Below are 17,381 nucleotides of genomic sequence, written 5' to 3' on the forward strand. Positions count from 1 at the left end.
CTGCGGAGACCCACGAAATCCATCGTGGCGCTTTAGCGTTTGGTGTCGCGGCGCAAGCTGCTCCGTCAAATCCCGCGACCGGCACAGGGCCGATGAGGCATGATCCCGTGCCCGCCGCGCGGCGTCAACGAAAGCGATTTTCAAATTCAGCGCCCGCGGCAGAACGGATTTGGTCCGCCGTCGCGCCTTGGGAGAACAACGTCGCCTTCCGGTGCAGGCATGGCTTTCGCCCGCACCCGGTTCAGCCGGCCGCGGCGGTGGGGCCGGTGACACCGTGCTGTCACGAGGCCCCTGCTAGGATCGGCTGCCGTCACCAACCCAACCGTCTTGCCCCGATGATCCGCCCGCCGCCGACGCCATGCCGCCGCGACCTGCTGAGCCGGGCGGTCGCGCTCGGCGCCGCGGCGTTGGCCGGCTGGCTGGGGTTGGGCGGCGCCAGTGCGGCGACGCAGCGCTGGGTGTGCACCAACCCCGACTGCCATCCCTACATCTATGACCCGGCGGTGGGCGACGGGGTCAATCTGGCCGACCCGGATCACCCGCTGCCGCCCGGGATCGCCTTCGACGACCTGCCGGACGACTGGCGCTGCCCCGATTGCGGCTCGCCCAAGAGCTTCTTCCGCCCCACCCGGCTGTGAGCCGGCCGCCCTGCGACCGCGGCGCGCGGCGGAGACGATTGCGCCGAAAACCCTGCCGGAGCAGCACGTGTTTTCGCAACCACCCCACCAGTTCGCGGTGGCGTAGCGCTTTCATTGCGGCGGGTCGGGTTTGCGATGGCCATCGAAACGAAATCCGGCCGATCAGGCCGGCGTTTCGCATCGCGGTCGCCGAAACATCCCGTCCGATCAGGGACTCTTGTGAGGTGGTTTCCGGGATCGCGGCGTGATCGTCCGGAAACCGAATGAAGGGCGTTCGGCGCGCGTAGCGCGGTAGCCACCGCACCGCGGTACGCCTTGCGAGCGGCCGTCGCTTGGTTAGCCGCCGATCGGCCCGCCGCCCTTCTTGGTGATGGCGACCACCGCCGGGCGCGGCGGCAGATTGTCCTTGAAGTCGGGCCAGCGCGTGGCGGGAGCCTCAAAGGTGGCCTTGGCCTCGTCGCCGGGGTGCTGCACCGCCACGAACAGGGTGGTGTTGTCCGGCGTGAGGCACGGGCCACACATCTCCGCCCCGCGCGGGGTGCGGTAGAAATGGCGGGTCACCGCCCGCCCCGGCCCCTCGGTGTCTGCCGCCCAGATGCCGTCGGCGATGCCGAACTTCGGCGCACCGTCGGTCGAGATCCAGATCCGGCCCTCGCGGTCGAACGTCATGTTGTCCGGGCACGACAGCCAGCCATTGGCGCCGACCTCGCCGCCGTAGCGGGCGCCGTCCTTGGGGTTGGCCGGGTTGCCGGCGAGCAGGAAGATGCTCCAGCTGTAGGCGGTGGCGGCATGGTCGCGTTTGCCGCGCTCGCCGGGCGGGATCATTTCGATGATATGGCCGTGGGCGTTGCCGGCGCGCGGATTGGCGGGGTCGAGCCGGCCGTCCTTGCGCTTGGTGTTGTTGGTGAGGTTCATGAACACGGTGCCGGTCACCGGGTTGGGCTCGACGTCCTCCGGCCGGTCCATCGGCGTGGCACCGACCATGTCGGCGGCGCGGCGCACCTCGATCAGCACGTCGGCCTGGCTGTTGAAGCCGTTGGCGGCGGTCAGCGGCTGTTGCCCGAACACCAGCGGCAGCCAAGTCAGGCCGCCCTCGGCGTCGAACTTGCCGACATAAAGCGTGCCCTCGTCGAGCAGGTCGGCATTGGCCGCCGGGTTGGCGAGGTCGACCTTGTCCTTGGTGACGAACTTGTAGACGTACTCGAACGCCTCGTCGTCGCCGGAATAGATCACCAGCCGGCCGTCGCCATTGAGGATGGTGGTTGCGGCCTCGTGCTTGAAGCGGCCGAGCGCGGTGCGCTTCTTCGGCACCGAGTTCGGATCGTAGGGGTCGAACTCCACCATCCAGCCGAAGCGGTTGGGCTCGTTCGGCTCCTTGGCGACATCGAAGCGGTCGTGAATGCGCGCCCAGTCATAGGCCGGCCGCGGGGTGATGCCCATGCGCTTGTAGTTGGCCGCTTCGGGGTGGTCGCCGGTGGCGCCGCGGAAATACTGGTGGACGTTCTCCTCGGCGACCAGCACCGTGCCCCACGGCGTCTCGCCGCCGGCACAGTTGTTGAGCGTGCCAATCACCTTGGTGCCGGCGGGGTCGGCCGCGGTCTTCAGCCGGTCGTGGCCGGCGGCCGGGCCGGTGACGACGAATTCGCTCGAAAGCGCCGTGAGACGGCGATTGTACGGGCTGTCCTCGACCACCCGCCAACGGCCGTCCTCGCGCTTGATCTCGACCACGCTGTGGCCGTGGGCGGCGAGTTCGACGTTCAGCATCTCCGGGGTCTCTTTGTCGAAGTCCTCCGGGCCGATGCCGGGAAACATCAACTGGCGGTCGGTGTATTCGTGGTTCACCGTCAGGAGGCCGTGATCGGAATTCTTCGAACCGCGCGGCAGCGGAAAATAGCCGACGAAGTCATTGTTGTAGCCGAACTGCGCCGACTGCGCCGCGGCTGTGAGATTGGCCGGGTCGAACGCCGGCGCGTCGGCCAAGACCTTGTCGCCCCAGCGGATCAGCACCTGAGCGTCGTAGCCGTCGGCGACATGGTGGTCCTCGTCGTAGCCATGCGCCAATTCGGGGAAGGTCAGCGACGAGCCCGCATGCGCGGCCGCGGCCGGCGCGGCGGCGTGGACCGGCTCCGGCCGCAGCACCGAGCCCGCGGGCGCGGCGATGACAGCCAGAGTCGCGGCCGACAGGCCCTTGAGCGCGTCGCGGCGGCACAGCCGGGCGGTCACCAGCTCGGCGATCGACGGCGCGCGCGACGGATTGACGCCGCGATTCTCGCAGGCGTCGCTCTCGACCGCGCTGCGCGAGGCCATCAGCGTTTCGAAGGTCTCACACCGGGCCGGGTTGACGCCGATGCTCTCGCGCGCGTCGACGGCTCGGACGGACAGGCTCTCTGGCTTCGTCATGATCGGGCTCTTCGGCAAGCTATGCTGGAGGTAGCGCAACCTCGTGATTTTGCGTGAAGGGCTGATGACAGCGGCCGCGGTCGAGCCGGCGTTTGGGGCTCCAGCCGGTCGCTGCGGCGCCACGAAAACCGCAACGCAAAACCGCAACGCTCAAGAGGACGCGTGCTCGCTTGCCGCCAGCCGGGCAGCCGGGCACATTCGCCGCGGTCCTTCGCCCGGCGGGGCCATGGACATCGTCGAGGACGCGGTGAACGCTGCACGGAGGTCGCGAACATGCTGATACTGAAAGATCCGTCGCTGCTGCGCACGCAGGCTCACGTCAACGGAAGCTGGATCGAGACCGGGCAAGCATTCCCTGTCAACAACCCGGCGACCGGCGAGGTGATCGCCACCGTGGTCGACGCCGGCATCGATGGCACGCGGGCGGCGATCGACGCCGCCCATGCCGCCAAGCCGGGCTGGAGCGCCCGGAGCGGCAAGGAGCGCGCCGCGGTGCTGCGGCGTCTCCACGACCTGATGGTCGCCAATGCCGACGACCTCGCCGCCATCCTTACCGCCGAGATGGGCAAGCCGCTGCCCGAGGCCAAGGGCGAGATCCTCTACGGCGCCGCCTTCATCGAGTGGTTCGGCGAGGAAGCCAAGCGCGTCTATGGCGACGTCATACCCGGCCACCAGCGCGACAAGCGCATCGTCGTGATCAAGCAGCCGGTCGGCGTGGTCGGCTCGATCACGCCGTGGAACTTTCCCAATGCCATGATCGCGCGCAAGCTGGCGCCGGCGCTGGCGGTGGGCTGCACGTTCGTGGCGCGGCCCTCGGAGCTGACGCCGCTGTCGGCGCTGGCGCTGGCGGTGCTGGCCGAGCGCGCCGGGGTGCCGGCCGGCGTGTTCAACGTGGTGCCGAGCCTGGATGCCGCCGGAGTCGGCGCGGAATTGTGCGCCAATCCCAAGGTGGCGAAAATCACCTTCACCGGCTCGACCCGCGTCGGCAAGATATTGATGCGCCAGTGCGCCGACACCGTGAAGAAGGTGTCGCTCGAACTCGGTGGCAACGCGCCGTTCGTGGTGTTCGACGACGCCGACCTCGACGCGGCGGCGGACGGCGCGCTGATCGCCAAGTTCCGCAACGCCGGCCAGACCTGCATCTGCGCCAACCGCATCTACGTGCAGGCCGGCATCTACCATGCCTTCGCCGAAAAGCTGCGCGCGAAGGTGGCCACGCTCCGGCTCGGCAACGGCTTCGAACCCGGCGTCACCACCGGACCGTTGATCAACGAGGCGGCGGTGGCCAAGGTCGAGCGCCACCTGCGCGAGGCGGTGGAAAAGGGCGCCGAGATCCTGACCGGCGGCCGCCGGTCCAGTCTCGGCCGCAGCTATTTCGAGCCGACCCTGCTCACCGAGGTGACGCAGGACATGCTGGTGGCGCGCGAGGAGACCTTCGGCCCGCTGGCGCCGCTGGTGCGGTTCGAAACCGAGGACGAAGCGGTGGCGATGTGCAACGCCAGCGAATTCGGCCTCGCCGGCTACCTCTATTCGCGCGACGTCGCGCGGGTCTGGCGGGTGGCCGAGCGGATGGAAACCGGCATGGTCGGCATCAACACCGGCCTGATCTCGACCGAGGTCGCGCCGTTTGGCGGCGTCAAGCAGTCCGGCCTCGGCCGGGAAGGTTCGAAATACGGCTGCGACGACTATCTCGAAATCAAGAGCATGTGCTTCGGCGGCATCGCCTAGCGCCTTGTCCGCAACGCCGGCAGCAAGACGGCGCCGCGAGACGCAGCACGGATTCTTCCTGCCGGAACCAAAGCCCGCCATCCGGTGATACGGAATCGGGCCGATCCCCGTCGCCTATGCTAGAAGGCAGGATTCGATCGGGTGACGACGCCGAGCGCTTAGGCGCCGGGTCGCCGCCGCCATCGGTCCCGGCCGGACGGCTCGGCCTCGTCCGGCGGCCGACCGTCGCTGGAGTGGAGACGTCGTGTGAGGGTGCGAACTGAGGCCAAGCGGGAGGAAATCCTGGAGGTCGCGACCGCGGTGGTCCAGGAGCGCGGCCTCGACGGCGCGTCCATGGCGGAGATCGCCAAGCGGCTCGGCGGCTCGAAGGCGACGCTGTACGGCTATTTTCCCTCCAAGGACGAACTGTTCGTCCAGGTCGGTTTTCGCCTGGTGAGCAAGCAGGTCTCCCCGGTACTGGCCGGCCTGCGCGAGCGCGCCGGCAACGACCCGCGCGACGTCCTTCTCGAGCTTGGCAACCGGTTGATGGCGGCGACAACGCGTCCGGAGGCGTTGGCCACGCTTCGCTTCGCCTTCGCGCAAGGCGGCGTCAGCAATCTGGGCCGGACGTTTTTCGACCTCGGACCACGAAAGGGCATCGACGCCTGCGCCGAATACCTCGGCGCCGCGACGAAGGCCGGCCGTCTCAACGTGCCCGATCCCGTTGTCGCAGCGTTTCAGCTTCGCAGCCTGTTCGATGCCGAGGTGCGCTGGCGGCTGCACCTCGGTTTCGACACCAGCATCACCGCCGAGCAGATCCGCCAGGTGGTCGAGCGGGCGGTCGACACCTTCCTCGCCGCCTACGGCACGGCAGCGGCGCCGGCGCGCGCCGATCACCGCGCGCGGCGGCCGTACAGCGAATAATGCCACCACGACGCGCCGAGCACCGCCGCCCCGGTCACGATGTGGGCCGACTTGATCGCCGATTTGTGGCTGCGATGGTGGCCAAGCAGCATCAAGCCGGTGACGGTGACCGCGCCCAGGGTGACGACCATCGCCGCCTTGGCGGCTTCCCGCTCGCGCCGGCGCCGGGCGATCGCTGAAAGGCGCGGGCTCGACGGGCTGGCGGAAACCGGCGCAGCAACTTGCAACATCACGAAGACCTCTTTCGCCCGGCGCCTCAGGTCGGCAGGCACCGGCTTTGCTGGAAACGCGATAAACATGCGACCTTGAGCACTCGGCATGGTCGCGGTCACTGCAGTAAAGGTTCAGTTGGCAGCGGTCGCCATTCGGAATAGCGCGACGCCTGGCCGGCGGCGGTAGGCGGCAACGGCCGCACGCACGTCGGACCTCAACGGCCTTGGGCTGTCACTCAGCGGCGAGACGGTGCTGCAGCCCCTCGCGGGCGGGCGCCATCGGATCGCCGACCTCGGTTTCCCAGCCGAGATCGGGAAGAACGGCGATCCGGCCGCCCTTCATGGTTTTCCGCAGCACGATGGCGCCGTTGCGGTCGAGCTGCTGGACGCGGTTGCGGGCCCGCCCGACCGACTGGGTTCCACACATGCGCGCCACCTCCAGATCGGACGGGCACGGCTGGTTGCGCATCGCGGCGAAGGCAAACAGCACGAACAGCCCGCGCAGATCCGAGGGCACCGAGCCGGCCACTTCGGTGACGCGCCGCCACGCCTCGGTGGCGGCCTCCTCCGGCGTCACCCCGGCCCAGGCATCCTCGAGCCAGCACCGGAACTCGGCCAGCGCCGGCAGCGGCCCCGGCAGGCGCTGGATGCGCCAGCGGATCTGAAAATCCTGAAAGAGCGCGGCTTCGGGGCGGGCGCCGCTCTCCTCCGCAACCATGTCGTGGACGATTTGCCGGCAGTGCCGGTCACGTTCCTGTGCCGTCATGGTCGGCGCCTCGGGCTCGTCGACCGCGGCCTCCTCAAGCCGCGCGATTTCGGCGAAGATGTCGGTGGTGGAGGGTGCCGGCGGCAGCGGCCTGCGTTCGATGGTTCTGGGCGCCGAAACCGGCGCCGGTGCCAAGATCGCCTCGCTGTCCGCCTCGGACATGTCGGGCGGTGGCAGCAACCCCGGCGTCACGCCGCGCGAGGCGGTCTCGACGCTGCCCACCTTGATCTGCACCGCGCGGCGGGCGATGGCGGGGCCGAGCCCGACGAAGCAGCCTCGCGTCAGATCGCGAAACATCTCGGCCTGGCGCCGCTCCATGCCGAGCAGGTCGGCCGCGCGCGCCATGTCGATGTCGAGCATGGTGCGCCCCATCAGAAAGTTCGACGCCTCGGCGGCGACGTTCTTCGCCAGCTTTGCCAGCCGCTGGGTGGCGATGATCCCGGCCAGGCCGCGCTTGCGCCCGCGGCACATCAGATTAACCATTGCCGTCAGGGAGACGCGCCGCGCCTCGTCCGACACGTCGCCGGCCGCCATCGGCGCGAACAGCTGGGCCTCGTCGACGACGACCAAAGCGGGGTACCAGTGGGCGCGCGGCGCCTCGAACAGCCCGTCGAGAAAGATCGCCGCCGCCCGGAGCTGCAGGCTCTGCTCCAGATGCTCCAGGTTGAGCACGACCGACACCCGGCGCTCGCGAACGCGCGAGGCGATGCAATCGAGGTCCGCCTCGCTGCGATTGGCGTCGACCACGACGTGCTGAAAAGCGTCGGCAAGGGAGACGAAATCGCCCTCGGGATCGATCACGATCTGCTGGACGTGCGGCGCGCTCTGCTCCAGGATTCGCCGCAGCAGATGAGATTTGCCGGACCCGGAATTGCCTTGCACAAGAAGGCGGGTGGCCAACAACTCCTCCAGGTTGATCGTTGCCGCCGCGCCTCCCGTCGTCGTCCCCAGGACAATTTCCAACGACCCACTCCCATCGTCCGCGGACCCGTCATCCGCGGAGGCCGGGAATTTGCCTCCGACCGCTCGCCATCGGCAAGGCGTCCGGCCGGTTCATCCCCACCTGTGAGCCGGCACGGCCCGCCCGATCGCACGAAATCGGGCTTGACGACGCCGAATCATACGAATTTCGGGTGATCGCCGCGCATCGCAAGGAATTTGACGGGGGTTGCACAGGTCGAATGCCCCCACCCGACAGAGCATCCGCTCGGACGCCCTCCCCCGCGGGAAAAGAAGCGCCTGGCCGAAGGCGGCCTGTCAGCGGTCCTCGCCACCGGCGGGCTCGGCGAGGCGATAGCCGACGCCGGGGTCGGTGAGGATGAAGCGCGGGCTGGCGGCGTCGTCGCCGAGCTTGTCGCGTAAATGGCCGATGACGATGCGCAGATAGTGGGTATCGCTCTGGTGCGCCGGCCCCCACACCGTGCTCAGGATCTGGCGGTGTGTCACCAGCCGGCCGGCCTGGCGGACGAGCAGCGCCAGCACGTCGAACTCCTTGCGGGTGAGCTTGGCCTCGGAGCCGTCGACGGTGACGCACCTTCGGGCGAAATCGACGCGCAACGGCCCGACGTCGACCGCCACCGGCTCGCGCTCCTCGCGCCCGCGCAGCAGCACGCGCAGGCGCGCCAGCAGCTCTCCCGTGGCGAACGGCTTGGTGACGTAGTCGTCCGCCCCCAGATCGAGCGCGCGGATCTTCTCGGTCTCTGCATCGCGAACCGTCAGCACCAGGATCGGCACGCTGGACCATTCGCGCAGGCTGGCGATGACGTCCTTGCCGTCCATGTCCGGCAGGCCGAGATCGAGGATCACCAACGCCGGCGCGCCGGCCACCGCCGCCTCGATGCCGCCCCGGCCCCGCTGGGCCTCGATGACCTCGTAGCCCTCGTTCTGCAGGGCGATGCGCAGAAAGCGACGGATCGGCGCCTCGTCCTCGATCAGCAGGATGCGGATCACACCGTGTCCTCCGCGGCATCGGGCACCTTGGCAACCGGCAGGGTGATGTCGATCGAGGTGCCGTTGCCGTTCGGCCCGGCGTCGGCGCGGATGTTGCCGCCGTGGGCCACCACCAGGCCGCGGGCGATGGCGAGCCCGAGCCCGGTACCGGTGGACTGGCCGTCGCCGGCGCGGACACGATAGAACAGGTCGAACACCTTGTCGCGATCCGCCGGTGGGATGCCGGGTCCCTCGTCGATGACGCTGACGCGGATCGAGGACGCCTCCGGGCGGGCGCGGATCGCGATCGCCGTGCGCCCGGGCGCGTGCTTGGCCGCATTCTCCAGCACATTGACGAAAACCTGGCCGATCAGCACCGGATCGACATCGACCGGCGGCAGGTCGCGCGGCATGTCGACCACCACCTCACGGGTGCCGAGCACGCGGGCCAGATCGCTGCGCACACGCCCGACGATCTCGCGCAGATCGACCGCGCCGCGACGCAGGTTGAGCGCGCCATAGCCGAGGCGCGTCATGTCCAGCAGGTTCTGAACATAGCGGTCGAGCCGCTGCGCCTCCTCCAGCACGGTCGAGGTGAGCGCGTCGCGGTCGGCCGGCGACAGCGCGCGCGCCGACGCCAGCTCGGTGGCGGCGCCGATGATCGACACCAGCGGCGTCCTGAGATCGTGCGACACCGAGTTGAGCAGCGCCGCCCGCAGCTTCTCGCTCTCCGCCGTCACCCGCGAATCCTCCAGGTCCGCAGCAAGGCGCGTGCGCTCGATCGCCACCGCGATCTGATCCTCAACGGCGAGGAGAAGCCGCCTGGTCTCGGGATCGCCGGCGCGCGCGGGGTCCTTGAAGCGAACGCCGATGACGCCGAGCACCGCGCTCGCGGTCGCCATCGGCAGGAACAGCCAGTCCGCGGTCGGCAGCGTCGCGGTGTCGCGCCCGGCCAACTCGGCCTTCTCCCACGCCCATTGCGCCGCGCCCCAATCCTTGGGGTCGAGATCGTCGATGGTGGGATAGCCCTGCACCATCTCCAGCTCGCCCCCCTCCCCCGGCATCAGCACCAGCGACTGCACCTCCAGCGTCGCCGCCAAGTGGTGAACCGCCGCCCACAGCACGTCGTCGAGCTTGGAGACCTGGGCGATCTTGCGCGAGAACTCGTACAGCGTTTCGGTGCGCCGTTGGGTGGCGCGCATGTTCTCGACCTGCATGCGCAGCCGGCTCGCCAGCGTGCCGGTGAACAGCGCGCTGATCAGGAACACCAGAAGCGCGACGATCGACTCGTGCTGCGCCACCTCGAACGAGTAATAGGGCTCGGTGAACAGGAAATTGTAGGCCAGAAAGCCGCTGACGCTGGCAAACAGCGCCACCCACAGGCCGTGGCGCACGCCGGCGCCCAGCACCGCGACAAGATAGATCACCGACAGCGAGGCGACCGGAAGGTAGGACCACAGCGGCCAGGCCACCAGCGAAGCGACCGCGACACCGAGCAGCGCCTCGAGAAATCCCGTGACGTTCGGCACCGCATTCCACAGCGGCGCCAGCGCAAGGCGCCCGAGCGGCCGGCCGCTCGGCACCACCGTGACCTCGAAATCGGTGCCAAGCTTGATCAGGCGTTCGGCGACCGGCTCGCGGAACATGCCGTAGGGCCAGCGGCGGCGCGCCCGCCCGATCAGGATGCGCGAGGCGTTGCGCGACCGCGCAAAGCGCAGGATTTCGCCTGCGACATCGCGGTCGGTGCGCAAGGTGGCGATCTCGGCGCCAAGGCTCTCGGCGAGCCGCAACGCTTCGGCGATGGCGGCGCGCGCGCCGACGCCCATCGCCTCGTGCGAGGGGGTGAGCACGGTGGCGACAATCCATGGAATCTTGATGCGGTCAGCCTTGCGCTTGCCCGAGCGCACCAGTTCCTTGGCGACCTCCGATTCGTTGATGCAGACCAGCAGGCGCTCCTGGGTCGGCCATGGGCCGACCACGGCGTGGGCGCGCATGTAGGCGACCATCTCGGCATCGACGCGCTGGGCCGCGGTGCGCATCGCCAGCTCGCGCAGCGCCGTGAGATTGCCCTTGGAAAAGAAGTGGCTCAGCGCCCGCGTGATCTGCTGGGGCACGTAGACCTTGCCCTGGCGCAGCCGCTCGATCAGCTCCTCCGGCGGCAAATCGATCAGCTCGATCTCGTCCGCGGTCTTGAGGATCTCGTCGGGTACCGTCTCCTGCACCCGCACGCCGGTGATGCGGGCGACGACATCGTTCAAGCTCTCGATGTGCTGGATGTTGAGGGTGGTGATAACGTCGATACCGGCATTCAGTACCTCCTCGACATCCTGCCAGCGCTTGGGGTGGCGGCTGCCGGGCACGTTGGTGTGGGCAAGCTCGTCGACGATCGCGAGCTGCGGCCGGCGTTCCAGCACCGCGTCGATATCCATCTCGGCGAGGTCGCGGCCGCGATAGCTCATCACCTTGCGCGGCAGCTGCTCGAGGGTGGCGAGCAGCGCCGCCGTCTCCACCCGGCCGTGGGTTTCGACGATGGCGACGACGACATCGACGCCGTCGCGCTGGCGGCTCTTCGCCTCCTCCAGCATGGCGTAGGTCTTGCCGACGCCCGGCGCCGCGCCGAGGTAGATCTTCAGTTCACCCCGGTGGCCCTTGTTGGCTTCCGCCAACAGGGCTTCCGGCTCCGGGCGGGTGTCGTGTGATGCCATCGTTCTCAGTATTGCCCGTCAAGCGCGAGGTTGAGCTTCAGGACGTTGACGCGCGGCTCGCCGATGATACCCAAAGTCCTGCCCTCGATCGAGCGGCTCACCACCGCCGCAATCTCCTGTTCCGGAATGCCGCGGGCGGAGGCGACGCGGGGCACCTGGACCCATGCCGCGGCCGGCGAGATGTGCGGGTCGAGCCCACTGGCCGAGGCGGTGACGAGATCGGCCGGAGCCCGGCCATCCTCGAACGCCGCGGCGCGCGCCTTGATTGCCTCGATCAGGCTGGACGAGGTCGGGCCGAGATTGGAGCCCGACGAGTTCGCCGCATTGTACGGCGCCTCCACCGTCTTGGCCGGGTCGGCCGGATCGGCGCCGGAGGTCGCCGACGGCCGCGAATGGAAGTAGCGGTCCGCCGCGAAGGCCTGGCCGATCAGGCTCGACCCCACCACCTGGTCATCCCGCAGCACCAGCGAGCCATTGGCCGCCGCCGGAAACAGCGCCTGCGCAAGACCGGTGACGGTCAGTGGATACAACAAGCCGAGCAACGCGCTGAGCAGCACGGTCAGCACAACAGCAGGACGGAGAATAGCGAACATGACGTTCCTCACGCGAGGTGCAGCAGGTCGACGACGATGTCGACCGCCTTGATGCCAACGAAGGGGACGATCAGGCCACCCAAGCCATAGATCAGCAGATTGCGCTTGAGCAGCTGAGAGGCCGAGGCCGGGGCGTAGCGCACCCCCTTCAGCGCCAGCGGGATCAGCAGAACGATGATCAGCGCGTTGAAGATGATCGCCGACAAGATGGCCGACTGCGGCGTGCCGAGGTCCATCACGTCGAGCACGCCAAGCCCCGGATAGGCGGTGACGAACAGCGCCGGCAGGATCGCGAAGTATTTGGCGACGTCGTTGGCGACCGAGAAGGTGGTGAGCGCGCCGCGCGAGATCAGCAGCTGCTTGCCGACCAGCACCACCTCGATCAGCTTGGTCGGATCGGAATCGAGGTCGATCAGATTGCCGGCCTCCTTGGCAGCCGGCGTGCCGGAGTTCATGGCGACGCCGATGTCGGCCTGCGCCAGCGCCGGCGCATCGTTGGAGCCGTCGCCGCACATTGCCACCAGCTTGCCCTCGGCCTGCTCGCGCCGGATCAGCTCGAGCTTCTTCTCTGGCGTCGCCTCGGCCAGGAAGTCGTCGACGCCGGCCTCCGCGGCAATGGCCGCGGCGGTGAGCGGGTTGTCGCCGGTGATCATGATGGTACGGATGCCCATGCGGCGCAGCTCGGCGAAGCGCTCGCGGATGCCGGGCTTGACGATGTCCTTCAAGTGGACGACGCCGAGCAACGTCCGGTCGCGCACCACCACCAGTGGCGTGCCACCGGTCGCGGCGATACGGCGGATGATGGCGTCGAGCTCAACCGGCGCCACGCCGCCGGCAAGGCGCAGCATGGCGTCGGAGGCACCCTTGCGCACCACGCCGCCGCCGGCCAGATCGACGCCCGACATTCGGGTGTGGGCGGAAAACGGGATGAAGGTCACCGCCTCGGTGCTGTCCGGGCTGAAGCCGAACCGCTTCTGCGCCAGCTCGACGATCGACTTGCCCTCCGGGGTATCGTCGGCCAGCGAGGCGAGAAAGGCCGCCTCCGCCAACTCGCGCTCGGCGACGCCGGGCAGCGGCTCGAAGGCGTCCGCCATGCGGTTGCCGAAGGTGATGGTGCCGGTCTTGTCGATCAGCAGCGAGTCGACGTCGCCGGCCGCCTCGACCGCGCGGCCCGATTTGGCGATGACGTTGGCCTTCACCAGCCGGTCCATGCCCGCGATGCCGATGGCGGACAACAGCCCGCCGATGGTGGTGGGGATCAGCGTCACGAACAGCGCGGCGAGATAAACCACCGGCACCTCGGTGCCCGACCACGAGGCGAACGCCGGCAGCGTGACCACCACGAACAGGAACACCAAGGTGAGCCCGGCGAGCAGGATGTCGAGCGCGATCTCGTTCGGCGTCTTCTGGCGCTTGGCGCCTTCCACCAGCGCGATCATACGGTCGAGGAAGGTTTCGCCAGGCCTGGATGTGACCTTCACCTTGATCCAGTCCGACACCACGCGGGTGCCGCCGGTGACCGCCGAGCGGTCGCCGCCCGACTCGCGGATGACCGGCGCCGACTCGCCGGTGATCGCGCTTTCGTCGACCGACGCGATGCCCTCGATCACCTCGCCGTCGGTCGGGATGGTCTCGCCGGACTCGACGATGATGACGTCGCCGGGCTCCAGCAACTCGGCGTCCTTGAACTCGAATAGTTCGCCGACGCCGAGCAGCACCTTGGCTTTCGCCGCGGCGCGGGTGGCGCGGAAGGCGTCGGCGCGGGCCTTGCCGCGGCCCTCCGCCACCGCTTCGGCAAAATTGGCGAACAGCACGGTGGCCCACAGCCACGCCGCCACCTGGGCGCCAACCACAAAGTTCGGCGCGGCGATGACACCGTCGCGGATCGCCAGCACAGTGGTGAGCACCGCCACCAGCGCGGTGACGAAGATCACCGGATTGCGGGCCAGCCGCAGCGGGTTCAGCTTCGCAAACGATTGGCCGAGCGCGGGCCCGACCACCGCCGGCGCAAACAGGGCGATTTCCTTGGGAGGATGCTTGGACATGGTGGCAGCCTTCAGAACGTGATGCCGGCGATCATCGAGACGTGCTCGGCGATCGGACCCAGCGCCAGCGCTGGCAAAAAGGTGAGCGCGCCGACCACGACGATGACCGAGATCAGCAGCACGACGAACACCGGCCCATGGGTCGGGAAGGTGCCGGCGGACGCCGGCGTGGTCTTCTTGGCCGCCAGCAACCCGGCGATGGCCAGCACCGGCACGATGTAGCCGAACCGGCCGATCAGCATGGCAAGGCCAATCATGGTGTTGTGCCACACGGTGTTGGCCGAGAAGCCGGCGAACGCCGAGCCGTTGTTGGCGGTGCCGGAGGTGTAGGCGTAGATCACCTCGCTGAGTCCGTGCGGCCCGGCGTCCTGCGCCGAGGTCTGGGCATTGCCGGTGACGATCGCGAGCGCCACCAGCGCCAGCACGCCGATCGGCATCACCAACAACGTCAACGCCGCGAGCTTGACCTCGCGGGCCTCCACCTTTTTGCCGAGCCATTCGGGCGTGCGGCCGACCATCAGCCCGGCGAGGAACACCGTGAGCACCACCATCAGCACCGCGCCGTAGAAGCCAGCGCCGACGCCGCCATAGATCACCTCGCCGACCAGCATGTTGAACAGCGGCACCAGGCCGCCCAGCGGCGTCAGCGAATCGTGCATGGTGTTGACCGCCCCGCACGAGGCAACCGTGGTGGCCACCGCGAACAGCACCGATTGGGCAAGGCCGAAGCGTACCTCCTTGCCCTCCATGCTGAGCGCGGCGGGCTCGACGAGATCGGCCAGCAGCGGATTGCCGAACCGCTCGGCTCCCCACGCCGCCAGCAACACGATGACGAACAGCACGGTCATCGCCGCCCAGATCGCGACGCCCTGGCGCATGTCGCCCACCATGCGGCCGAAGAAGAACGGAAAGGCCGCGGGAATGGCGAGGATCAACAGAATCTGCACGAAGTTGGACAGCGCGGTCGGGTTCTCGAACGGATGCGATGCATTGACGTTGAAGAAGCCGCCACCATTGGTGCCGAGCATCTTGATCGCGACCTGCGAGGCCACCGGCCCAAGCGCGATGGTCTGGTCGTTGCCGTCCAGCGTCGTCACCGCAACCGACGCATCGAGCGTCTGCGGCATGCCCTGGTTGACCAGGAACACGGCCGAGACCAGGCAGATCGGCAGCAGGACGTAAAGATTGGCGCGGACCAGATCGACCCAGAAATTGCCGATGGTCCGGCCTGAGCGCGTCGCCACCGCGCGCGTCACCGCCACCGCCACCGCCATGCCGGTTGCGGCCGACACGAAGTTCTGCGTCGTCAGGCCCAGCATCTGCGACAACGGCGACAGCGTGGTCTCGCCGCCATAGGCCTGCCAGTTGGTGTTGGTGACGAACGACACCGCGGTGTTGAACGCCAGATCCGGCGCCATCGCGCCGAACTCCATCGGGTTGAGCGGCAACAGGTGCTGCAGCCGCAAGATGGCGTAGAGCAGCAGGAAGCCCGCGGCGTTGAACGCGATCAGCGATAGCGCATAGCGCGACCAATGCTGGCCCTGGTCGGGACGAACGCCCGCCATGGCATAGAGCCCGCGTTCGACCGGTGCCAGCACCGGCGTCAGCGGCGTCCATTGGCCGCGGAACACTCGCGCCAGATAGAGGCCGAGCGGAACGGCGAGCGCCGTCAGGATCGCGAGAAACAACGAGAATTGCAGAAGATCATTGACCATGGCGTGTCTCAAAACCGCTCAGGACGCAGCAACGCCGCCAGGAGGAAGACGAAAATCACACTCGCCGTGGCGAGACCGAGAATGAGGTCGAGCGACATGGCGGCCTCACAGATGCTCTGCCGCCGCCACCGCGAACGCGGCGAGGCCGAACATGGCAAGACCCAGAGCGAGAAACAGAAGATCGGGCGGCACGACAAACCTCCGGAATTGGGGGACGCTGAGATCCTCGCCAAATCCGGCGTAAAGCCGCGATATCGATTCCGCGGCGTCACCATAAAGTCTGCGTAAAGAATGCCGTGCGCCGCCGGCCGATGCGCCAGCTCGCGCCCGCGATCAGCGATTGTCCGGCGAGAGGGTTTCCGGGTTCAAACGATCAACCGGACACCGTGTCATGACGACGGCGAGGGAGCGCAGCGCTCAAAACTCGCGGCTGCGCAACAGATAGGCCGGAATCGCCAGCCCCGCGCCGATTGCGCCGAGCGTCGTGACGACGCGAATGAACGCCTGCAGCGCCACCACAACCGTGGCATCGGGCTGGCCGGGCGCGGCGGCGGCCACCGCGAAAAAGCCGAGCAGCGCCTGGGCGAGAAATGCGCCCGGCACCATCGGAATACACCCCGCAAGCGCGACGGCGTGACAGGCAACGCCGAGCCAGCGCTTCACCAGGATCGCGACGCAGGAGGTGACGGCGGCGGCGGTGAACGTCGCGGCCTCCAGACTGTTGCCGCTCTCCTGGCCGAGGGTTCGCACGCCAAGCGCCAGGGCTCCGGCCGCGGCGCACCACAGCAGTGCGCGCCCGCCGAAATTGAACAACACCCCGAACCCCGCCGCCGCAACCGCGCCGAACAAGGCCTGATGGCCGAGATGCAGCAGCGCTGCCGAAATCTCGCCGGTCATCGGTGCAGCCCCAGCGCGATTTCCGCAAGCCACACGCCCGTCACCGCGAACACCATGATCATCACCACCCACACCGCCCGCGCACTGCCCATGGTCGGATAGCCGTCCATGATGTCGGTCTGGGCGTTGGTCGAGGGAACGCCAGGCACCAAGAGCAGGATCGAGGCCATCATCGCGAGCTCAACGGCGCCCGAGCCCGCAAACCGCGCGCCGAGACCACCCAGCGTCGCCGCGACGAACCCGACGATCGTGGTGATGACGAACACGTTGATGCGGCGGGCGAGCAGCAGGTGCCGGATCGCCTGCCCGATGCTGCCCGCAGCGAGCACGGGAAGGAACGCGGCCCAATCGGCACCCAGCAACCGGCCGAACGCCGCGCACGCCGCCCCGGTTGCGATAGCAACCACCCATGGCCGATGGCGCGGCGTCTCGGCCCGCAAACGGTCGACTTCCGCCTCGATCTGGTCCGGCGTCATGCCGCCTTTCGAGGCGCGGACAGCCAAGTCACGGACGGCGAAATCGAACCGATGATTCACGCCATGCGGGCCGACCTGCATCATCCGCGTGATGGTGTTGGTGCCCGTGCCGACGGTGATTTCGAACGACGCATATCCCGACCGCATTCCCAGCACGCCAGCGCCCAAGCCAACCGCGATCAGCCGCGCACCCTCGTGCGCAACACGCACTGGAGCTCCGCTCTGGGTCAGAACGCTGCCGACCTGCAGCGCCGCGTGGGCGATGCGCTCAAGCTCGCGGTGGCGAATCTTGACCGGATCGGTCTCGCTTCGCGGCGTCGAACCGTCGTGTCGCATGCCAGTGCTAATGTCCTTCCGCCGCGCTCGCAGCAATC

Annotated in this window: 15 protein-coding genes; 4 read left to right on the forward strand and 11 right to left on the reverse strand. The window is 68.4% G+C overall.

The window, feature by feature from the left end:
• Window positions 1-335 precede the first annotated feature (335 nt).
• Window positions 336-638, forward strand: coding sequence for a rubredoxin (locus BVIR_RS08825; protein ID WP_055037347.1), 303 nt, complete (start codon window positions 336-338; stop codon window positions 636-638).
• 336 nt (window positions 639-974) lie between these two features.
• Here BVIR_RS08825 and BVIR_RS08830 read toward each other — a convergent pair whose 3' ends face one another.
• Window positions 975-3,038 (reverse strand): PhoX family protein, encoded by a 2,064-nt coding sequence (locus BVIR_RS08830; RefSeq protein WP_055038785.1) that lies wholly within the window; start codon window positions 3,036-3,038, stop codon window positions 975-977.
• Window positions 3,039-3,311: 273 nt separating this feature from the next.
• Between BVIR_RS08830 and BVIR_RS08835 the strand changes: the two genes are divergently transcribed.
• Window positions 3,312-4,766: an NAD-dependent succinate-semialdehyde dehydrogenase gene (locus BVIR_RS08835; RefSeq protein WP_055037348.1), complete on the forward strand. Its 1,455-nt coding sequence runs from the start codon at window positions 3,312-3,314 to the stop codon at window positions 4,764-4,766.
• 246 nt (window positions 4,767-5,012) lie between these two features.
• Window positions 5,013-5,669: a TetR/AcrR family transcriptional regulator gene (locus BVIR_RS08840; RefSeq protein WP_055037349.1), complete on the forward strand. Its 657-nt coding sequence runs from the start codon at window positions 5,013-5,015 to the stop codon at window positions 5,667-5,669.
• Here BVIR_RS08840 and BVIR_RS08845 read toward each other — a convergent pair.
• The 8 genes from BVIR_RS08845 to BVIR_RS16815 all read right to left on the reverse strand — a co-directional run bounded on the left by BVIR_RS08845 (window position 5,639) and on the right by BVIR_RS16815 (window position 15,732).
• On the reverse strand, window positions 5,639-6,001 hold the full coding sequence (locus BVIR_RS08845) for a hypothetical protein (protein WP_145912018.1): 363 nt from the start codon (window positions 5,999-6,001) through the stop codon (window positions 5,639-5,641). The genes BVIR_RS08840 and BVIR_RS08845 overlap by 31 nt on opposite strands.
• 112 nt (window positions 6,002-6,113) lie before the next feature.
• Window positions 6,114-7,610, reverse strand: a complete 1,497-nt coding sequence (locus BVIR_RS08850; RefSeq protein ID WP_055037351.1) for a helicase HerA domain-containing protein — start codon at window positions 7,608-7,610, stop codon at window positions 6,114-6,116.
• Window positions 7,611-7,904: 294 nt separating this feature from the next.
• Window positions 7,905-8,597 (reverse strand): response regulator, encoded by a 693-nt coding sequence (locus tag BVIR_RS08855; RefSeq protein ID WP_055037352.1) that lies wholly within the window; start codon window positions 8,595-8,597, stop codon window positions 7,905-7,907.
• Window positions 8,594-11,281 carry a sensor histidine kinase gene (locus BVIR_RS08860; protein ID WP_055037353.1) on the reverse strand — a complete coding sequence of 896 codons (2,688 nt, stop codon included), beginning with the start codon at window positions 11,279-11,281 and terminating at the stop codon, window positions 8,594-8,596. The genes BVIR_RS08855 and BVIR_RS08860 overlap by 4 nt, the downstream gene beginning before the upstream one ends.
• 5 nt (window positions 11,282-11,286) lie before the next feature.
• The gene (kdpC, locus tag BVIR_RS08865; protein ID WP_055037354.1) at window positions 11,287-11,874 is read right to left on the reverse strand and encodes a potassium-transporting ATPase subunit KdpC; all 588 of its coding nucleotides are present in this window, start codon (window positions 11,872-11,874) and stop codon (window positions 11,287-11,289) included.
• 8 nt (window positions 11,875-11,882) lie between these two features.
• Window positions 11,883-13,919 carry a potassium-transporting ATPase subunit KdpB gene (gene kdpB / locus BVIR_RS08870; RefSeq protein ID WP_055037355.1) on the reverse strand — a complete coding sequence of 679 codons (2,037 nt, stop codon included), beginning with the start codon at window positions 13,917-13,919 and terminating at the stop codon, window positions 11,883-11,885.
• 11 nt (window positions 13,920-13,930) lie between these two features.
• Entirely contained in the window at window positions 13,931-15,634 is a 1,704-nt protein-coding gene (gene kdpA, locus BVIR_RS08875; protein ID WP_055037356.1) for a potassium-transporting ATPase subunit KdpA, read from the reverse strand.
• Window positions 15,635-15,642: 8 nt separating this feature from the next.
• Window positions 15,643-15,732: a potassium-transporting ATPase subunit F gene (locus BVIR_RS16815; protein WP_145912017.1), complete on the reverse strand. Its 90-nt coding sequence runs from the start codon at window positions 15,730-15,732 to the stop codon at window positions 15,643-15,645.
• Here BVIR_RS16815 and BVIR_RS16820 point away from each other — a divergent pair.
• Window positions 15,731-15,922, forward strand: coding sequence for a hypothetical protein (locus BVIR_RS16820; protein WP_145912016.1), 192 nt, complete (start codon window positions 15,731-15,733; stop codon window positions 15,920-15,922). The genes BVIR_RS16815 and BVIR_RS16820 overlap by 2 nt on opposite strands.
• A 129-nt stretch (window positions 15,923-16,051) precedes the next feature.
• Here the strand turns inward: BVIR_RS16820 and BVIR_RS08880 are convergent, their stop codons facing one another.
• Together BVIR_RS08880 and BVIR_RS08885 are read right to left on the reverse strand one after the other, a co-directional pair.
• Window positions 16,052-16,531 carry a threonine/serine exporter family protein gene (locus tag BVIR_RS08880; RefSeq protein ID WP_055037357.1) on the reverse strand — a complete coding sequence of 160 codons (480 nt, stop codon included), beginning with the start codon at window positions 16,529-16,531 and terminating at the stop codon, window positions 16,052-16,054.
• Window positions 16,528-17,379 (reverse strand): threonine/serine exporter family protein, encoded by an 852-nt coding sequence (locus tag BVIR_RS08885; RefSeq protein WP_236823578.1) that lies wholly within the window; start codon window positions 17,377-17,379, stop codon window positions 16,528-16,530. The genes BVIR_RS08880 and BVIR_RS08885 overlap by 4 nt, the downstream gene beginning before the upstream one ends.
• Window positions 17,380-17,381 lie beyond the last annotated feature (2 nt).

Source organism: Blastochloris viridis (assembly GCF_001402875.1).
Taxonomy (GTDB): Bacteria; Pseudomonadota; Alphaproteobacteria; order Rhizobiales; family Xanthobacteraceae; genus Blastochloris; species Blastochloris viridis.

Excerpts from the sequence above, each read along its gene's own strand:
- BVIR_RS08825 (WP_055037347.1), top strand. The coding sequence starts at position 336 with ATGATCCGCCCGCCGCCGACGCCATGCCGCCGCGACCTGCTGAGCCGG.
- BVIR_RS08830 (WP_055038785.1), bottom strand. The coding sequence starts at position 3,038 with ATGACGAAGCCAGAGAGCCTGTCCGTCCGAGCCGTCGACGCGCGCGAG.
- BVIR_RS08835 (WP_055037348.1), top strand. The coding sequence starts at position 3,312 with ATGCTGATACTGAAAGATCCGTCGCTGCTGCGCACGCAGGCTCACGTC.
- BVIR_RS08860 (WP_055037353.1), bottom strand. The coding sequence starts at position 11,281 with ATGGCATCACACGACACCCGCCCGGAGCCGGAAGCCCTGTTGGCGGAA.
- kdpC (WP_055037354.1), bottom strand. The coding sequence starts at position 11,874 with ATGTTCGCTATTCTCCGTCCTGCTGTTGTGCTGACCGTGCTGCTCAGC.
- kdpB (WP_055037355.1), bottom strand. The coding sequence starts at position 13,919 with ATGTCCAAGCATCCTCCCAAGGAAATCGCCCTGTTTGCGCCGGCGGTG.
- kdpA (WP_055037356.1), bottom strand. The coding sequence starts at position 15,634 with ATGGTCAATGATCTTCTGCAATTCTCGTTGTTTCTCGCGATCCTGACG.
- BVIR_RS16820 (WP_145912016.1), top strand. The coding sequence starts at position 15,731 with ATGGCGGCCTCACAGATGCTCTGCCGCCGCCACCGCGAACGCGGCGAG.
- BVIR_RS16815 (WP_145912017.1), bottom strand. The coding sequence starts at position 15,732 with ATGTCGCTCGACCTCATTCTCGGTCTCGCCACGGCGAGTGTGATTTTC.
- BVIR_RS08880 (WP_055037357.1), bottom strand. The coding sequence starts at position 16,531 with ATGACCGGCGAGATTTCGGCAGCGCTGCTGCATCTCGGCCATCAGGCC.